The organism is Natronobacterium gregoryi SP2 (assembly GCF_000230715.2).
GTDB classification, from domain to species: Archaea; Halobacteriota; Halobacteria; order Halobacteriales; family Natrialbaceae; genus Natronobacterium; species Natronobacterium gregoryi.
The window spans coordinates 2,742,200-2,759,593 of record NC_019792.1 but is presented as its reverse complement, the minus strand read 5'-3'; the positions used below and the strand labels follow the sequence as shown (position 1 = coordinate 2,759,593).

The 17,394-nt window shown below is 62.5% G+C and carries 12 protein-coding genes; 6 read left to right on the top strand and 6 right to left on the bottom strand.

The features are described 5' to 3' along the window. Positions 1-264: 264 nt before the first annotated feature. Positions 265-2,646, top strand: coding sequence for a methyl-accepting chemotaxis protein (locus tag NATGR_RS13750; RefSeq protein WP_015233712.1), 2,382 nt, complete (start codon positions 265-267; stop codon positions 2,644-2,646). A 62-nt stretch (positions 2,647-2,708) separates the two neighbouring features. On the opposite strand, the gene NATGR_RS13745 is transcribed toward NATGR_RS13750, so the two are convergent. The 5 genes from NATGR_RS13745 to NATGR_RS13725 all read right to left on the bottom strand — a co-directional run bounded on the left by NATGR_RS13745 (position 2,709) and on the right by NATGR_RS13725 (position 11,286). After that, positions 2,709-3,434: a HEAT repeat domain-containing protein gene (locus NATGR_RS13745; RefSeq protein ID WP_015233711.1), complete on the bottom strand. Its 726-nt coding sequence runs from the start codon at positions 3,432-3,434 to the stop codon at positions 2,709-2,711. A gap of 122 nt (positions 3,435-3,556) precedes the next feature. Then, positions 3,557-5,584 (bottom strand): SpoVR family protein, encoded by a 2,028-nt coding sequence (locus NATGR_RS13740; RefSeq protein WP_015233710.1) that lies wholly within the window; start codon positions 5,582-5,584, stop codon positions 3,557-3,559. Positions 5,585-5,607: 23 nt separating this feature from the next. Next, positions 5,608-6,936 carry a YeaH/YhbH family protein gene (locus tag NATGR_RS13735; RefSeq protein ID WP_005577265.1) on the bottom strand — a complete coding sequence of 443 codons (1,329 nt, stop codon included), beginning with the start codon at positions 6,934-6,936 and terminating at the stop codon, positions 5,608-5,610. Continuing rightward, on the bottom strand, positions 6,927-9,212 hold the full coding sequence (locus NATGR_RS13730) for a PrkA family serine protein kinase (RefSeq protein WP_005577267.1): 2,286 nt from the start codon (positions 9,210-9,212) through the stop codon (positions 6,927-6,929). Before NATGR_RS13730 ends, NATGR_RS13735 begins: the two co-directional genes overlap by 10 nt. 1 nt (position 9,213) lies before the next feature. Continuing rightward, positions 9,214-11,286 (bottom strand): PrkA family serine protein kinase, encoded by a 2,073-nt coding sequence (locus tag NATGR_RS13725; protein ID WP_005577270.1) that lies wholly within the window; start codon positions 11,284-11,286, stop codon positions 9,214-9,216. Between the two features lie 631 nt (positions 11,287-11,917). Here NATGR_RS13725 and NATGR_RS13720 point away from each other — a divergent pair. Beyond that, positions 11,918-12,313 carry a DUF5820 family protein gene (locus NATGR_RS13720; RefSeq protein ID WP_005577271.1) on the top strand — a complete coding sequence of 132 codons (396 nt, stop codon included), beginning with the start codon at positions 11,918-11,920 and terminating at the stop codon, positions 12,311-12,313. 32 nt (positions 12,314-12,345) lie between these two features. After that, a complete protein-coding gene (locus NATGR_RS13715; RefSeq protein ID WP_005577273.1) occupies positions 12,346-12,792 on the top strand; it encodes a UPF0179 family protein in 447 nt (148 codons plus the stop codon). 2 nt (positions 12,793-12,794) lie between these two features. Here the strand turns inward: NATGR_RS13715 and NATGR_RS13710 are convergent, their stop codons facing one another. Continuing rightward, on the bottom strand, positions 12,795-13,133 hold the full coding sequence (locus NATGR_RS13710; RefSeq protein ID WP_005577275.1) for a winged helix-turn-helix transcriptional regulator: 339 nt from the start codon (positions 13,131-13,133) through the stop codon (positions 12,795-12,797). A gap of 163 nt (positions 13,134-13,296) precedes the next feature. Here NATGR_RS13710 and NATGR_RS13705 point away from each other — a divergent pair, with 163 nt between their 5' ends. Genes NATGR_RS13705 through NATGR_RS13695 form a run of 3 tightly spaced genes read left to right on the top strand, consistent with a single transcriptional unit; the run spans position 13,297 to position 17,346 of the window. Beyond that, positions 13,297-14,250, top strand: coding sequence for an ABC transporter ATP-binding protein (locus NATGR_RS13705; RefSeq protein WP_005577277.1), 954 nt, complete (start codon positions 13,297-13,299; stop codon positions 14,248-14,250). Further along, positions 14,247-16,190, top strand: a complete 1,944-nt coding sequence (locus tag NATGR_RS13700) for an ABC transporter permease family protein (RefSeq protein WP_005577279.1) — start codon at positions 14,247-14,249, stop codon at positions 16,188-16,190. The genes NATGR_RS13705 and NATGR_RS13700 overlap by 4 nt, the downstream gene beginning before the upstream one ends. Further along, a complete protein-coding gene (locus tag NATGR_RS13695; RefSeq protein WP_005577281.1) occupies positions 16,180-17,346 on the top strand; it encodes an ABC transporter permease in 1,167 nt (388 codons plus the stop codon). The genes NATGR_RS13700 and NATGR_RS13695 overlap by 11 nt, the downstream gene beginning before the upstream one ends. Positions 17,347-17,394 lie beyond the last annotated feature (48 nt).

Below are 17,394 nucleotides of genomic sequence, written 5' to 3'. Positions count from 1 at the left end.
CCTTCTACCTTATAAATAAAGGAAAGTACTTATCCTGTTTAAATATCATGGATCTAATATGGGACAGACGAGATTACGGCGCGGGTGTGAAATTCCTGCTGGCAGACAGAGCCACAGAGAACGGAGGGAACGCGAAACCGAAGCCAGTCACAGAACGTGGAGACTTTAGTACGTATGCGAAGATACGTTCCCAACTTCATTCGACGACGTTATATAAGGAAGTTTTTACTTATCGCTTTCGGGATAATTCTACTAGTCGGGGCGATGGGCGTTCTCACGGGCGTCGGTATCTCCGATTCACTCACAGAAGAGCAATCGAACGCAGTCCAAACGAACGCAGAACTGGAAGCACAACAGCTTGGACAGTGGATAACTGGCCAAGAACGACAGATTCAGATGCTTTCCGCTCACGGCGATATTCGGAGAGACGATGCAGATACGGTCCGGGCCACGCTAGACCGCGAACTCGAGACGATGCCAGACGCAGTAGCGGCGATCCACTATGTGGATCAAGAGACCGAGACAATTGCTGTCAGTACGGACCAGACAGTAGAGGGGAGTTCTATCACAACTGACAAAGATGTCGAAGAATCCTTAGACCCGGGAGAAGCATTTTGGCCACCTGACGATGGGTTCTCCTTCGAAGACGATGACGACGTACTCGAGTCGTGGGTCTACGCCGAGAGAGATCAGCCGACGGTTGCACTCGCTTCTCCTGTGCCTGACTCCGAGGCGGTGGTAGTCACGGTAATCCGGACGCACGTGCATGCCGAAGAGTTCAGTAGTTCCATCGAGGGCACAAACACAGTCGTCATGGGAGGCTCGACCGGACTCGTACTCTTTGCAGAGGACAGAGAGAACGCATTGATGCCTTACGGGAGTGGGGAGGAGACAGGACTAGAACAACGCGTACTCGATCCAGACGTAAGCAACACCGGCTCACTTATCGAGCACGGTAATATTGTCGGGTACGCGTCGGTTCCTGGAACGGACTGGGTCGTCGTCAAAGAGGCTCCAGAGTCTACAGCTCTCGCCTTACAAGACGAAGTTCGAACTGGTTTGACGCTTCTCGTTGGTAGCTCTTTGCTCGGTCTCATCGTACTGAGTATCGTCACTGCGAGGGGGCCGATGCGTTCCCTTCGGAAACTGTCCGCGCAGGCCAAGGCTATCGAGAGAGGAGACCTCTCGAGCGAGATAGAGAACGATAACCGCATCGACGAAGTCGGACAGGTCAGAAACTCGTTTGCCGACATCCGGAACTACCTCGAGACGGCAGCAGATCAGGCCGACGCGATCGCCGGCCAGGAGTTCGACGCTGCCGTCCTCGAAGAAGACGTTCCCGGCCGCCTCGGCGACTCACTCGAGACGATGCACCAGGATCTAGAGCAGTCGATCGAGGAGTTAGAGCAGTCCAAGGCGGAAGCCGAGGCTGCCCAGGAGGAGGCTGCCGAGGCGCGCCAGGAGGCCGAAGACCTCGCCGACCATCTCGAGCGGAAGGCAGCCGAGTTCGCTGACGGTATGGCCGACGCTGCCGAGGGTGATTTCACCCGGCGGCTCGACGCGGACGTCGACAACGAGGCGCTCGTCGAGATCGCCACCGCCTTCAACGCGATGCTCGAGGACTTAGAGCGGACGATCGTCGACGTTCAGGCACTCGCGGAAGACGTCGACGACATCAGTGCGGACGTGACCCACCGAGTCAAGGAGATCGAGCGGGCAAGCGACGAAGTCAGCCACTCTACCGAGGAGATCGCCACCGCGACGGCCGACCAAAGCGACCGCTTCCAGGCGGTCTACGGCGAGATGAACGATCTCTCCGCGACGATCGAAGAGATCGCTTCGACCGCCGACAACGTCGCCACCGTCTCCGAAGAGGCCGCAAATCGTGCCGACGTCGCAGGCGACGCCGCCAGTGCGATCCGGACACAGATGAACGCCCTCGAGCGCCAGGCCGACGAGATCACGGATCAAATTCGGCAACTCGACGACGAGATGGGAGAGATTAGCGAGATCGTCGATCTCATCGACGACATCGCCGGCCAGACGAACCTGCTGGCGTTGAACGCTTCGATCGAGGCGGCTGCTGCGGGTGAGGACGGCGACGGCTTCGCGGTCGTCGCCGACGAGGTCAAGTCGCTTGCCGAAGAGACCGGCGAAGCGACTCAGCGGGTCGACGATCTGATCACCGACGTCCAGGCGTCGGTCGACGACACCGTCGACGAGATCGAACAGATGCGCGACCGCGTCGACGACGGCACTGAAGTGGTCGACAAAGGGATCGACGCCATCGACGGGATCGCAGACCAGGTCGAGACGGCAAACGAGAGTATCCAGTCGATCAACGACGCCACCGACGACCAGGCCCGTGCGAGCGAACGCGTCGTCGACATGGTCGACGAAGCGACCACCATCAGCGAAGAGACCAAAGACGAAACCGAAACCGTCGCCGCCGCCGTCGAAGAACAGACCGCGACGATATCGGAAGTCGCCTCGGGAGCGAACTCGTTGACCGAACGAGCGGACGACCTCCGGCACTCGCTTGCGGCCTTCCAAGTCGACGCGGACGCGAACGAGCGTGAGTCAGGAGACTCCGACATCGTACTCAGACACGACGAGACCGACACCGAATCCCCCGATAGCTGGTGATGGGAGACGAGACACGTATCCGACGACAGGCCCGCGATTCGGGACCGCTGACGCGGCTGCTGTTAGCCGTCCGTATCGACCGAGCCGTCAACGGAGCGGCATGCGAGCCGCTCGAGTGCCCACTTCGCACGCTCACGGACCGACGACTCCGGGTCGTCGTCCACGAGCACCTCGAGTGACTCTCGTGTGTCGGTCGCGTTGCCGTGACCGAGTGCCGCACACGCGTTCGCTCGAACACGTGGGTTTTCGTCCTCGAGTGCGGTGAGCAGCCGGTTCCGTGGAAGAGAAAGCGAGTTCTGGTCGGCCGCGACACGGGCAATCGCCTTCGCGGCGTCGGCGCGTGCTGCTGGCTCGTCGCGCTCGAGGCCGCTGGCGAGTGCATCGACGTGTGCTGCGAGCGCGGCAGGTCGTTCGGCTGCGACGGCGGCGAGACAGCGAAGCAGGTCCGGCGTCGCCTCGTGTGACTCGTGGGCGGCGGCGAACGACGCGATAGCGTCGGCCGACGGCGCGACGTCTGTCGGCGACGCTGCTGCGAGTTCGGCGAGACAGTACGCGACCTGGTCGAGAAACGCCCGATCGGGCTGTCGGAGCAACGCTCGCAGTTTCGGGACGGTTGGGAGACACCGCGTCGGCTCGTCTTCGAGCGTCTCCTGAATCTGCTCGAGAGCCGTTTGCTGTGCCTCCGGGTCGGGTTCGTCGAGCCGTGCGAGCACTGCCGGCAGGTCGAGTTCGACGCCGGATTCTCGTTTCCGGCACCGTCCGACGGTCTGCCCCCCACTCCCATCCATATCATCCGCTTTGTTTCCAGTCGTAAATAAAAACCTTCTGGAATTTAGTTAGATGTTGTGCTAGAGAAACATATCTTGGTGGGGAAATCGGACGCCGTCTCGAGTCGTGCTGTCGAGACGGGTTAGGCGAGCCAGTCGTCGGGTTTCGTGTCGTAGTCGACGTCGTCGGCGGCCAGATGTTCGACGTCCTCCCAGGGGATGGTCTCGGTCGTTACCGCCTCGCCGTCGAACCGGATCAGTTTCCCGCGTTCCTCGGCTTCTGGTTCTCGGTTACGGCGTTTCGCGACCTCGACGTCGTGTTCGTCGACTTCCTTGACGATCGTCAGTAGGTTCACGGGCCGACCCCAGAGTTCGAAGATGCGCTTGAGCGTCTCTCTGGCCTGGCCCAGGTCTAGCATGACGCCGTTGTACTGGTGTCCCAGCAGTAACTCGTTGGCGTTGTTGTAGTTGCCGTCGTAGACCGCAATCGTCGGTTTCCCAAAGTTGGTAAACTGCAACAGAAGTTTCTTTTTGACATCTTCCGCGGCGTCGCTTGCCACGTGGAACTGGCCCGTCGCTTTCGAGTGCTCGTAGGTGAAGTAGTTGTTCTCCGTGATGAACTCCTCCGTGAGGAACTCGTCTAGGAACGTGACGTCGTTGTGGCTCTCCCGAACGTCGAACATCCGCTCCCAGCCAGCCGAAACGTCTACGTCTTCGAGTGCCTCCTCGACCGACGAGTAGCGGGCGTCGTCGAACAGATAACGGCCGATCCGCTCGAGTTCGTTCTGGTTGACCCGCGAGAGGAACCCGCGGTTCTGGCGTTTGACCAGCGAGTAGTGTCGCCGGGCCAGTCCCTCGTGGGTGAGCACCTTCCAGGGATACGTCTCGACGTCTATCTTCCCCTCGCGGGCCGCCTCGAGGTTCTCGTCGGCGATCCATTCGTCGGGCAACTCCTCTAGGTCGTCCAGCGTCTCCGGGGAGATCCGGTCGAGCGGTTCCGGTGGTTCGAGCGTCTCGAGGACGTCGTCGAAGTCGACGACGTCGGTGAGGTTGCGCCAGGAGATTCCCTCGACGCGAAGCAGGCGCTCGAGGACTTCCTGTCGGTTGGTGGTGTTCTCGACGTACTCCCACAGCTCCATGCCGAGACTGTACGGATTCAGCCCGCCGGAGGCGAGCACTTTCGCCATATGATCGGCGTAGTTGAGGAACTCGTCGTCGCCGGCGAACCGCTCGTCGGTCATCATCGTCGACTCCCAGTAGGCGGCCCACCCCTCGTTCATCACCTTCGTCATCTTCTGGGCGGCGAAGTAGTACGCCTCCGCCCGCATCATGTCGAGCACGTCGCGTTGCCACTCTTCCATCTCGACGGCGCGACCGGCCTCGTCGTCGTACTGTTTGCCGTGTTCGCGGACGAACGCCAGGATGTCCTTCTGTGGCTCTTCGGGGAACGTGATCGACCCGTCCGCCTCCTCGAGTTTTTCGACCCACGCGTCGTCGAAGACCTCACCTTTGATCTCGTCGGAGAGCTCGAGTTCGTCCAGTTTCTCCGCGAGGTCGGCGTCGAGTTCTTCGCTCGGACCGTCGACGTCCAGCCGTCGCTCGAAAACACGGTGCTGGTCGATGTTGTCCTCGAGCGAGAGACAGTGATCGATCCACTTCTCGACCGCCGCTCGGTCGACGTCGGGATCGGACATGTAGTCGTCGATCGCTCTGGCGTGGCGCTCTAACATCGCGGCGGCGTTGACCTGCTCCTCGTCGGCGCGACCGCTCGTGAAGAGGCCGAACCACTCGTTCTCCGAGAAGAAATCGGAGTGGGCCTCGACGTGGGTGATGACCGCCTTCTGGTCGGCCAGCGCGTTCGACTCCTGCAGGAACGCGTGGGCCGGATTGTCGTTGTTGACGATCTCGAAGGCCTTCCCGCCGCCGTACTGGCCCTGCTTGCGTTGCTTGTCGTACTGCATCCCCCACCGCCAGTGTGGGTAGCGGCTCTGGAAGCCGCCGTAGGCGATGAGTTCGTTCATCTCGTCGTAGTCGATGATCCAGTACTTGACCGGGTAGGGCTCGAGCCCCAGTTTCTCGGCCAGGTTGCGAGCCTCCTCGACCGGCTCTTTCAGATCGCTTGCAATCGCCTGTTTGTGGAACCTGTCCGCGTTAGAGTTGCGTTTACTCATGAAAACCACCGGCTTTCGCTCCGTTACTCATCAGTCTCACCCTCCGTGCTGAGAATCTCGTAGATCGCGTCGGTCACGTCTTCCTTGCTGTTGACGTACGCGACCGCGACGTCGTCGGCGTCGGTCCCGAACTGTCGCTCGAGTTCCTCGGCGTGGGTCGCGTTGATCGCGTTGCCGCTGGGTTGGGTCTCCACGTAGGCGTGGAGGTTCGCCGGAATCTGCTCCATCAGCGGGATCACGCGCTCTTCGGTGTCGTTGCTCGAGTTCTCGGAGTCGCCCGCGGCGAAGACGTACCGGTTCCAGTCCGCCCAGGGGTACTCCTCGAGTAACTCGGCAGCCAGTTCGTAGGCGCTCGAGATCTTCGTCCCACCGCCGCTACGGATGCCGAAGAAGTCGTCGCGTTCGACTCGCCAGGCCTCGGCGTCGTGAGCGATGTAGACGAACTCGGCGTTGTCGTATTTCCCCTGGAGGTACCAGTCCAGTGGCGTAAAGGTACGCTCGACGAGTTCGCGTTTCTTCTCACGCATCGACCCGGAGACGTCACGAATGTTGACGACGACGACGTTCTTCTCTCTCTCCTCGACGATCTCGGGATAGCGGTAGCGTTCGTCCTCGCGACGGAATGGAACGTGATCGATCCCTTCCCGGCGGATCTTGTGCTGGACCGACTCGCGCTCGAGGGTGTCCTCGAGTTCGTCGATCGAACGCCACTCGTCGCGTTCGCCTTCGGGAATCTCGTCGTAGGCCTCTTCGATCCAGGCCATCGAGACGGGGATGTTCTCGCCGCGAGCCCACTCGAAGACATCCCGCGGACCGAAGTCGTCGACTTTACAGACTTCCGTCAGAAACTCCTCGTCGAAGTCCATCGCGAGTTTCCGCTTGAGGCCCTCCTTGAACATCCGCTCGAAATCGAGCGTGCTGTCGGGGCCCGTCCGGGTGAGGTCCGTAAACGGTCCTTCTTTCTCCTCGATGACTTTCTTGCCTTTCGGCTCGAGGTCCAGCCCGAGTTCCTCGTCGAGTTCTTCGGCAAACTCCTCGGGGTCCATCTCGTAGTACTCGTGTTCACCGCCCTCTTCGCCGGGTTCGTCGCCGTCGCTGTCCTCGTCGCCGGACTGGGGCTGGGGCTGACCGACCGGCTGGCCGGTGTCGGGCGTTCCGTCGTCGCCCTGTCCGACGCCACCCTGATCGCGCTGGTCGTACTCGAACTCCGGTAAAGAGACGATCTTGACCGGGATGTTGATCTGGCCCGGTCTGCTCCCGCCGAGTTCGCCGTACTGGATGAAGTCGGCCAGGTCCTCGCGGCGCTTTTCACCCACTTCACGGAATCGCTCTAAGTCGTCTCTCAGTCCCATCTGTAGCTCACCTGTCCCATGACGTGTCTGCTGGTCAGTTCGGCCGAGGCCTCGGAGTAGTCGAACGCCGCGACCATCGTCTCGATCGTGTCTTCCTTGACGGTCTCCGTCTCGGTTCCGCTGGGCGGGTCGTCCCACTGCCGGGGATCGAGGTCCTCGAAGGTTCGCCGGACGTCGTCCCAGTCGTGACTCTCGAGGACCGACTTGATGACCGGGATCGCCGCCAGGTCGACGTCCTCGACGGCGAAGTCCTCGTCGCGGTGCTCCCAGGCGTGGCGGTTCAGCGACGTGATCACCTTCTCGCGCCGGAAGTGACGGACGCTCTCTCGAGGGCGGTCCCCCTCGTAGTCGCCCTCGGAGAACCGTCCGAGGTGTTCTACCTCGAACAGTTTCATCTTCAGCGGGTCCGGTTCGACCCGCTCGCCGCGGTCGTTGTACAGCGGTTCGTCGGTCTCCCAGGCGTAAACGTGTTCGACGTACTCCGCGACGGTCTCCTCGTCGACGCGTTTGTCGTACATGATCGCCTCGACGACGTCGGCTTCCTGTCGATCGTAGACGTAGTTCTTGACGGGGACGACCCGGTTCTCGAACTCGGAGCGCTCGCCGGCCGAGAACACTGGCGCGTTCGCAAGCCCTTCCGCCATCGCGTTCAAGACATCCCGCGGCATGACGACATCCTCGACGGGCAGTTCTGGATGATGGCGATCGCGATCGATCTGGAGCAGTTCCGCCAGCGTATCCCGAGTGTAGGTGACCGGAATACCGTGTTCCCCATCGGCCCCGTCGTCGTCGAAGTCGAAGTCGTCTTTTTCACGGCGGCTGTCTCCCTCCTGGAGGTAGCCCTGGTCGTAGATGTGGGCCTTGTCGACCAGATCGAGACCGTTGGGCAAATCCTCCTCGTCCAGCCGCGTGACGACCGCGTACAGCGCGGCGGCCTCGATGACGTGTGGGGCAAACTCCTGGGTCCGGACGTCGCCGTCCTGATCTTTGATCGTCACCGTCACCGGCTCCCGAATCCGTTCCTCGAGTTCGTCGTAGCCGTTTGCCTCCCAGACCTCGGTCTCGTTCGTTAGCTCGCGCCGGATGAGCTCCGATTCGAGGCTGAGGTTCGTCAGATAGCCAAAACGGTGCTTGTCGAGTCGGCGCTTGAGCGCCTTCAGTGGGTCCGTCCCGTTGCGGTCGGCGTGCTGGTTCAACTGCGCCTCGAGGTCGGGGTTCGAGATAATCAGCATCTGGGTATCGACGTCCATTCCGATTCCCTTGTCCAGCTTGACGGATTGCTCGTCGGGAACGTTCAGCAACTTCTGGAGCAAGTCGGCGTGCTGGGCCGCGTCCTCGACGATCGTGAGGACGCCGTTGCCCTGCGAGAGCACGCCGTCGTAGCTAAACGCCTGGGGGTTCTTCCGGCCGCGGGAGTCTAGTTCCTGGAGCATCCCGTGCATCCACGAGCCGACGAGCCGTTCTTTCGGTCGACCTTCGTCCTCGCTGTGGAGGACGCCGACGCCCTGTCCGACGTCGACGACGTAGTTTTTCACGCGAAGATGGCTCTCGTCGGCGATCGCCGAGAACAGTTCCTTCTCACCGTTCCGACGGTACCGCTCCTCGAGGTAGTCGTAGGCCTCCCGCGAGAACGGGTCGAGTTCGGCGTCGACCCGAACGGGGACGTGATCCTCGAGTTCGCCGTTTACGTCCTCGAGGATGCGTTCACGGACTTCCTCGGGGAACACCGACAGCGGGTGGGTCTGGACGGGGCTCTCGTACCAGTTCTGCTCGTCGCCAGCGGTCGGGTCGCTCCCGTAGCTCAGGCCGCGCTCGCCCGACTGGGCGGTCGCGACGTTCCACTCGAGGGTGTAGCGTCGGCCTTCGGGCGTCTTCGAGTACTCGCGGAGCCCGTTGACCAGACAGCGCTTGAGTTCCGACTTGCCCGTCGCCGTGGGGCCTTCGAACCAGATTATCTTCTCGTCTTTCGCCCGCCCGGCGGCGATCGACCGGAGATCGTCGACGAACCCGTTCAGGACCTCTGTGTTGCCGAGGATGGCGTGTTCGCCGCCGTTGTGCGGATCGTCGAAGAAACGGTATCGGTCCTTCTCCTCGCCTTCTTCGACGACGGTTCGGGTTCCCGCAGCCTCGATCGCCTCGAGCAAGTACTTCGAGGCGTGGGAGGCGATCGTCGGGTTCTCGAAGAGCCGGTCGACGTACGCCGCGAGGCGCATTGGCTCCTCGTAGGTCGCCTCGAGTTCGCGGTCGGCCTCGGTGACGTAGTCGTTGCCGGTCATGTTACTCTTCGATCTCCGCTTTGGCGACCTCCGCGCCAGCGAACTCGAGTACTTCCTTCGCGCCACCTTCGGAGTAGCCCTGTTCGATCAGGGCGTCGATCCACGAGGACCGTTCGTCGTCGTCGAACTCGTTTGCCGACACGAGTGCGGAGAAGTTGATGTTGTGTTTCTTGTCCTCCCAGAGTTTGCGTTCCAGCGCACGGCGCAGGCGCTCGTTATCCTGCGGGTTGAAGGCTTCTCCCTCGCGGGCGCGACGACTGACCCAGTTCGACACTTCCTGGCGGAAGTCGTCCTTGCGGTCTTCCGGGATGGCGAGTTTCTCCTCGACCGAGCGCAGGAACGTCTCGTCGGGTTCTTGCTCGCGGCCCGTGAGCTCGTCCTCGATCGTGTCGTCGTCGATGTAGGCCATGACGTGATCCATGTACTTCTCGCCCTGGCGCTGGATCTCGTCGACGTCGTAGGCCAGCGCGTGGCGGACGTCCTCGATCGCTCGCTCCTTGTACTCCTCGCGGACCGTCTCGAGGTAGCGGTAGTAGGTCTGGAACTGGTCTTCGGGGATCGAGCCGTGGTGCTCTAGGTTCTCCTCGAAGAAGTTGAACACCGTCAGCGGCGAGAGAAAGCCCCGAGAGCGGTGTTTCGAGTCCATGATCGCCTCGGCGATCTCGTCGCCGATGAAGCGGGGCGAGACACCGACCATGCCTTCACCGACCTCGGCTTTCCCTTCGGCCTCTTCACGGAGCTTCTTGACGTCGATTTCGTCGCCTTCGTCGATCTCGCCGTTGTAGGCTTTGGCCTTCGAGAGCAGATCGACCGTCTCGGCGTCGGGTTCCTCGATGCGGGTCAGGACGCCGAACAGACCCGCCATCTCCAAGGTGTGTGGCTCGACGTTGATGTCGGGGACGTCGGCGTTGTTCAGCATCTTCCAGTAGATCTGGGACTCGTCTTCGTAGCTCAAGACGTAGGGGAAGTCGATCCGCTTCGTGCGGTCGTTGAACGCCTCCATCTTCTCGTCGCCTTTCTTGTCCTTGTACTCCGGCATGTTGGTGCGGCCGACGATCACCTGGTCGATGTCGATCCGTGGGTTGTTCTTGGGTTTGATCGTCTGTTCCTGGGTGGCGTGTAAGAAGTCGTAGAGAAACTCCCGCTGGAGTTTCAGTAGCTCCTCGCCGGAGAAGATACCGCGGTTGGCGTTACAGAACGCTCCGGAGTAGTCGAACGCACGCGGGTCGCTCTCGCCGTAGATGGCGATCTTCGAGTAGTTGACGTCGCCCGTCAACTCGGTCTCGTCCTGGTTCTTCTTGTCCTTGGGCTCGAACGTCTCGAGGCCCTGACGCTTGTTCTCGTCGGCGATAAAGCGGACGATCTCGACGTGGTTCTCGAGTACCTGCTGGAGGTCGTCGTCGTAGTACGCCAGCAGTTTGTCCATGTAGAACTCGCTTTCTGGGTCGAGTGCCTGCTCGTTCTGGATCGTGTAGGGGGCGTCGAGCCGCTCGTTCAGGTCGTCGATGACTCGCTGGCGCTGTTCCTGTGGGAGCAACACGAGCGGGTCCTGGTTCATCGGGGACCGGACGGTATCGTCCGCCGGGTCCTGATCCTGGACGACATCACAGAGGTTCGTCCACTTGAACGTGTACATCCGGCCCTCTTCGCGCATCGTGTAGTCCTCGAAGTACTGGCGGACCTGCTTGTCGAAGTGGGACTTCCCGGAGCCGACCGGGCCGAGCAGCAACTTGATACGACGTTCGGGGCCGAGCCGTCTCGCACCCGATTTGACCTTGTTGACGAACTCGTGAATCGACTGATGAATCACCCGTCCGTAGAAGGTGTTTTCGCCGTCGTTGAGGGGATCTTCGCTGGCCAGTTGGTACTCGACGACGCCCTCGGTCTCGTCGTAGGTCGTCCCGTAGTAGTCGAACATGTCCGCGACACGCTGGTGGGCGTTGCGTGCGACCGTCGAGTCCTCGTACAGTTCCTCCAGGTACCAGTCGAAGGACTTCGTCTCCCGCAGGTCCGCGGGCATCGATTCTTTGTACTCCGTGCTGAGCTTCTCGAGCGTTTCGATATCGCCGTTCATGGTATCATTGTCGTTGTCTTTCCTGCGTTCGGTTGCTCGTGTGATCGACGCCGTCGACCGTGCCACTGTCCGTCGATGTCCTGCTGGGGTGGGACGCGCAAATCGCGGTCGTCGGTGACCGGCAGTTCCGTCTCGAGGCCGGACTGTGACCCGCCGTGCTGTCACGATCGGTGGTGCGTGAACTCTCGAAGCGTGCATTCCGCCGAGGGGGCTTCGTTTTCCGTGTCATGTGTGACCTGTGCCCACTTGTCGTCGCGTGACGACCCGGTCGTCGGTCTCGCAGTGTCTGCGCCGGGGGCGGGCACAAAGTGGATCGGTCCGGTGATCGGATACCGATAGTATTTAATGAGTGAGTAATCCAGGTACTTAACCTTGGCCCCAAAACGTATTCATCACGAACTAATTGCCGGTGAATACTGGCAATACAGCGGACTGTCAATTGGTGTCTCACCTCACGTTGGGCGACCGGCGGTATGAACGAACTGCCTGCGACTGCCTGGCTCGCTCGTGCGCGCTCGTCGATCGATCGTTACAGGTTCGGAAATTTATACTCGGTTCTGCTCTTCACTGCGTGATAGGCCAACAGGGAGACGACGACGGTGATTTAGGATGGCCAGTCCTACCCCGAGGTATGACCGACCTGACGGAACTCCCCGACGCCTGGGTCGTCTGGTCCGACGAGGAGAAAGGCCGCCTCGTCCTCGCCTACCGACCGGACGTCTTCGACGGCGAGGAGTTTCCCGCGCCCTGTCTCCCGACGCTGTACCTGACACACGGCAAGCGAACGCGCCGCCCTGGAATGCATCCCGGCGACACTGCCGACTCCGACGACTGGTTCGTCACCCTCTACCTCGAGCCCGACGTCACGCTCGAGGGCAGCCGCCGGTTTTCGACGCGAGCGGCGGCACTCGAGGCGACGATCGATCTCACCAGTGCGTTCGATGCCGGCGGAGTCGACTACCGGGGCTGTTACCAGGTGCCCAGGGAGCGGTACCTCGATCGGCTCGACGAACTCACGGGGACGTGAGCCTTAACCCGGTGTAGCGTGTATCCGGTGCTATGTCGACTGTCACGCTCGTCGGGACTCGGCTGGCCGAACCGGGCACCGAGTTCGTCTACGAGGGCGAAGCCGACGGCTGTGCGGGCTGTCCCTACCGCAGCCAGTGTCTCAATCTCTCTACTGGGACGCGGTATCGCGTCACCGCCGTCCGCGAGAACGCCCAGACCCTGGAGTGTGCGATGCACGACGGTGGTGTCCGAGCCGTCGAAGTCGAGCCCGTCACCGTCGAGGCCACCGTCACCTCCAAAGGTGCCTACGCCGGCAGCAAAACGAGCCTCCCCGGCCCCTGCCCGTACGTCGCGTGCCCGAGCCACGAGTACTGCGAACCCGACGGCCTCGAGTTCGACGAGGAGTATCGCATCCGGGAAATCGTCGGCGACCCGCCACACGAGATCTGTCACCTCGACCGGTCGCTGGAACTGGTCGAACTCGAGGGCGACGAGTAGTCTTACGCGTCCTCGAACTCGAGCCACCGACTCGCCCAGCACTCGATCTCGTCGAAGACTGGTTCGAGTGACTCGCCTTTTTGGGTGAGACTGTAGTAGGTCGCGATCGGGGCCTCTTCTTCCATGCGGCGTTCGACGAACCCTGTCTCGCCGAGATCGTCCAGCACGCGCGAGAGCGTCCGGGCGTTTGCCCCGGTCGATCGCTTGAGTTCGTTGAACCGCTGTTCGCCGTCTTGCAACTCGTGTAGTACTGCAAGTCGCCACTGGGAGCCGATCTGTTCGAGGGATTCGATGACGGGACAGGCGTCGGTCGCCTTCTCGCGGGCCCGGGGCTGTGACATCGGAGAGGGTTGGCACTCGACGACTATAGTGGTTCGGAACCGAACCTGGTAACGCGAAGTCAGTTTGCGTTCGTGACAGTCTGGTTGGGGCCCGTTGGCGACACGAAAGACTGTCGCTCGACGCTAGACTTTACTGGGGTGGCTGCCACCAACGAGGCAACGAATGGCGATACTCGAAGTCGAACGGCTCCGCAAGGAGTACGGCGGATTCACCGCGGTCGAGGGGAGTACCTTCTCGATCGACCGTGGTGAGGTGTTCGGCGTCGTCGGCCCCAACGGCGCGGGCAAGACGACGACGCTGAAGATGCTCGCTGGACTCGTGGAACCGACCGACGGCACGGCCGTCGTCGCCGGTTACACGCCCGGCGATCGGGCGATGCAGCGAAAACTGGGCTTCCTTCCCGAGGAGTCGCCGCTGTACGAGGAGATGACTGCCACCGACTACCTCGAGTTCTTCGCGGACCTCTACGACGTGCCGGGAGAGGTCGCAAGCGAACGTATCGCGTCCTCGCTGGACCGACTCGACCTCGAACACCGCGACCGCCGGATCGGCAACATGTCGAAGGGGATGAAACGCAAGGTCGCGATCGCTCGCGCCCTGATCAACGACCCCGAGGTACTGATCTTCGACGAACCCGCGTCGGGACTGGACCCGCTGACGACCAACCACGTCATCGAGTTCACCGAGGAACTCAGCGAGGAGGGGAAGACGGTCGTCTTCAGCGCACACAACCTCTTTCACGTCGAGAGCGTCTGCGACCGCGTCGTCATCATGAACGACGGCCGAATCGTCGCCCGGGGCAGCGTCGAGGAGATCCGCGACGACCACGGCGGCACCGAATACCACGTCTACGCCACCGTCGATGCCGCCGAAGCCCTCGAAGACGTCTCGAGTGTCCCCGTCGACGACGAGATTCGCCACGTCGCCGAGGAGATGGAGGCCGTCGAGACGATCCGGGAGGCCGTCGCGGACGCCGGCGGCCAGTTGACCGATATCCAGACGAAGACGCCGAGCCTCGAAGAGATATTCCTCGAGGTAGCCAGTAGCACGGAAGAAGACGCCGAGCGACGACAGGACAGCGAGGGCGAAAAACGCGAACAGGTGGTCGATACGTGACCGACGACCGTGACCGAGAGGAGTGTGAGGGGACGGTCGGCAGGCTCCTGGCGTCGCTCTCGAGAATCGGTCGCGTCGCCCGCTGGGAGATCGCCCGGAGTACCGGTACCGTCGACCGGAAGACCGTCTTCGTGCTGGCCGCGGTAATTGTCGCCGTCGGCGTCGTCGGCCTCTCGACCGCCGACGACGGGCTCGGTCTCGAGGACGAAATCTACGTCGTCGGGGTCGACGAGACAGACCCCTACTACGATGTTGCGGCTGCAAGCGACCAGTTCAGAACGACACCACTGCCGGAGGGTGGTCTCGCGGGCGTTCTCCAGAATGACGACCCGGTCGTCGACCTCGCGATAGAGAACGGCCGGATCGGCCACGCCGGGGACAACGGACCAGCCGCCTACGACGCGTTCCACGACGCCGTTCAGCGCTACAACGAGGGCCTGATGGCGCAAGAAGACGACGAGGCAGCCGCCTATCCCGTACTCGTCACGATCGACTACGAGGACCGCAGCTACGAGGGAACGGTCGCTCCACCCGGTACGGGGGACGACGAATCGATTCAGGCGGACGAATCGTCGACCGACAGCGCCACACTCGAGGACGACGAGTTGAAAACACCGGACGGCGGTGCGTCCGGAGACGCCGAGTCGACGGGAGCCGCCACCGAGGCCGACGACGGGATCGATCTCGAGACCGAAACGGATGCAGTCGCCGACGAAGACGACGAGAGCACAGCGGGCGAGGCGGCCGAAGTCGACGGAATAGACGAGTCGGCGGCCCACGGATCGCCGAGCACGCTCTCGCCACCGTTTCCGTTCCAGTCGCTCATCCTCGCGTTCCTGTTTATCGTGCCGATGAACTTCGTCATTCAGGCCTACGGGAGCACGATCATGGACGAGCGAATCAACCGCCGCGGAGAACTCTTGCTCGTCTCGCCGGCCTCACGCCACGAGATCGTCGCAGGCAAGACCCTGCCGTACCTGGTCGGCCTCGTCGGTATCGTCGCCGCGATTACGGTCGCGATCCGCGGCGGCGTGCTGTCGGTCGCGGCGGCCCTCCCCATCGCGTTACTGTTTCTGGCCGCCACCTTCGCGGGCGCGATGTTCGCTCGTTCGTTCAAGGAACTGACCTTCGTCACGGTCACGATAAGCGTCGTCCTGACGACCTACACGTTCATCCCGGCGATCTTCACCGACGTGACGCCGATCGCGCTGATCTCGCCACTGACGCTGGTCGTGATGGATCTGCAAGGTGAGAGCGCGACCCTCGGTGCGTACCTAGTTTCGACCGGCCCCGCCTCTCTCACCGCGGCCGTGCTCTTCCTGCTCGGGCTCGGTACCTACCGCGAGGAAGACATGTTCGCCCAGAAGCCGGTGCCGACGAAGGCGATCGACGCCGTCGCGACTCGAGTCCACGGCAAACGAAGCGTTCCGATCCTCTCGGTCGTGTTCGTTCCGTTCGTCTTCGCCGCCCAGTTGCTCGCGATCGCACTGCTTTTCGCCGCGCCGCCGGTGCCGACGCTCGTGCTCATCTTCGTCTTCGCCGCAGCCGTCGAAGAAGTCGCCAAGAGCATCCACGTCTACGCCGGGTTCAGCCGGTCGCGCCTCGAGTCGACGGTTGCCGTCGCCGTCGTCGTCGGAGCCCTCTCGGGTGCCGCGTTCTTCGTCGCCGAGAAGGTGACACAGGTCGTCCAGTTCGTCGGCCTTCACGAGTTCGAGAGCGCCGTCGCGGCGTTCGGTCCCGAGACGGTTGCGGCCGACGTCGCGACCGGCCCGCTGACGTTCGTCGGCCTGTTGTTCGCGCCGCTCGTTCTCCACGTCGTGACGGCCATCGTTTCGGCTCTCGGCGCGACGCGAGGGCGAGCCAGTTACGTCGGGGCGCTCGTCGTCGCGACCGTCGTTCACGTCTGCTACAACGCAGGGGTGATCTCCCTTGTCGCGTGACCGCGACTCGGATCGAGAGCCGACAGTCGACGTCGACGAGCGAGAGCGGCCGGGACCGAACCCACCGAAGCAGACAGATTCGGAGACGAGCGAGCGACCGTCACGGTTCGGCCCCCGCTGGGCCGTCGTCCGACGTGAACTCCGGTCGCTGCGCTCCGAGAAGACGATCGTCCTCGCAATCGCCATTCAACTGTTTATCGCCGCGTTCTCCTCGTTTCTCGTCGTCGGCTTCGTCTCCATGTACGATCCCGACGGCCTCGGCGGCTACGAGATCGATGTCGCGATCACCGGCGACGACCGCGCCGACCTCGAGGCCGCGGCCGACGAACAGGGCGGGCTGTCGACGGTCTACTACGACGATTCCGACGCAGCCTACGCGGCCTTCGACGGGGGTGACGTGGCCGCCGTCCTCGAGACCACCCGGACCGACCACGACCGGCTCGTGGTCGACGTGACCGCACCCGAGGAGGGGATCGAGACGACGCTGCTGGTCGCTCAACTTCGGGACACGCTCGAGGCGGTCGAACACGCCGAACGCGCCGGCAACGTCGACCGACTCGAGTCGACGCCGGTGTCGGTCCCGAACGAGGGCGACGCCAGTCCGTACGTCGCGTTCACCTACACGATCCTGATCCCGCTGTTGCTGTTCCTGCCTGCCTTCATCAGCGGCTCGATCGTCGTCGACTCGCTGTCGGAGGAACGCGAACGCGGGACCCTCGAGTTACTCCGGGTGACGCCGCTGTCGCTTACCGATATCGTCGACGCGAAACTCGTCGCGACGGCAGCGCTTGCGCCTGTCCAGGCAGTCGTCTGGCTGGTCCTGCTCGCCGTCAACGGGGCGGCCGTCGCCCGACCGGGCGTCCTGATCGCCCTGGTCGCGGCGCTGTCGCTGCTTGTCGTCGGGTTCGGGACAGTCGTCGCGCTCCTCGCGCCCGACAGGCGACAGGCACAGTTGCTGTACTCGGTTGCGATCGTCGGTGCGCTCGTAGTCACTACCCTCCTTCCCGAGCATCCGGCGAACACGGTGGCGAAGTTCGCACTCGGAAGCTCAACTGCGACGAGTTGGCTACTCGTTGGTCTCTATTGTCTGCTCGCCGTCGGTGCCGTCCTCGCCGTCAGAGCGACCATCGAACGGATCGACCCCGCCGAGTTGTAGGCCTCCCTTACTCCGTGCTAGGGAGTCCGAGAGACATGACAGTTATGT